This is a genomic window from Pseudomonadota bacterium (genome assembly GCA_022361155.1).
GTDB lineage: Bacteria > Myxococcota_A > Polyangia > Polyangiales > JAKSBK01 > JAKSBK01.
Map to the genome: position 1 here is coordinate 1 of JAKSBK010000488.1, position 1,141 is coordinate 1,141.

Here is a 1,141-nt window from a genome sequence, read left to right on the forward strand (position 1 = left end):
AGCTGAGCTTCGATTTCACCGCCGCCGCCTCGCTCGGCGACATTGTGGTGGGCGCCCTTACCGACAATCCCTTCGCACTCAACAAGCCGATCTCCAATTCCAGGCTGACGGCCAACTGGAGCCATGGCACCGAAAGCGTCAACAGCATTTTGACCGCGCTTGACCAGGCCGGTGTGCTGCGCACCCTGGCCGAGCCGACGCTGACCGCGATTTCCGGCGAGACCGCCTCGTTCAAGGTCGGCGGGGAATTGTCGGTTTCCGACGGCAAGGAGGAAACCAACACCGGCGTGGAATACTCCTATCGATCCAGCGTGGAATATGGCGTCGGCCTTACCTTTACGCCAACGGTTCTGTCGGCCGGGCGCATCAGCCTGAAAATCAAGACGGAAGTTTCCGAGCCCACCACCGAAGGTTCATACAACATCCCACGTGGCGCGGTACCGTCCGCTCCGGTGGTTTCGATCCGCCGCCGCGAGGCCGACACCACCGTCGAATTGCCGTCGGGCGGCTCGATGGTCATTGCCGGTCTGGTCAAGGACGATGTACGCCAGGTGATGAGCGGGTTTCCCGGCCTGCGCAAGCTGCCGATCCTCGGCGCGCTGTTCTCCAGCCGTGAGTTCGAGCGTTACGAGACCGAGCTGGTTATCATCGTGACACCCTATCTGGTCCGTCCGGTGGCGCGACAGAAGCTCGCTCGCCCCGACGACAATTTCACCGCGCCGTCCGATCTCGCCGGCATCTTCCTGGGCCGGGTCAATCGCATTTACGGCTCCGTGGACGCAGCCCCGCCCGAGGGCAGGTACCACGGTAACGTAGGGTTCATCTTCAAATGAGCCGCCGCAACGGAGAACTGGCCATGTTGAGCGTAACCGACACCCCAAGGCGGGCGATCAATCGCCGACCGCTGACCGTTGCCGCCGGCCTCATCGTCTCGGCGCTCGCGGCAGGATGCGCCAGCTCAAGCCACGATCAACTGACCGTAGGAACGGTGCCCGATGATTATCGCACCCGCCACCCGATCGTGGTCGCGGAAAGCCAGGTGGTCGAAGCCATTCCCGTGACCGCCAACACACGATCGCTGTCGCTGCGTCACCGCAATGTGGTGATCGACTTCGCCAACCGGTTCCGCCGCTCGAGCAGC

2 protein-coding genes are annotated in these 1,141 nt (G+C 63.2%); both read left to right on the forward strand.

The window, feature by feature from the left end; genetic code table 11:
• The coding region (locus MJD61_18260) for a pilus assembly protein CpaC (protein MCG8557206.1) at positions 1–833 on the forward strand (833 nt) is incomplete at its 5' end.
• On the forward strand, positions 830–1,141 hold a 312-nt coding region (locus MJD61_18265; GenBank protein ID MCG8557207.1), incomplete at its 3' end, for a CpaD family pilus assembly lipoprotein. The genes MJD61_18260 and MJD61_18265, both read left to right, overlap by 4 nt.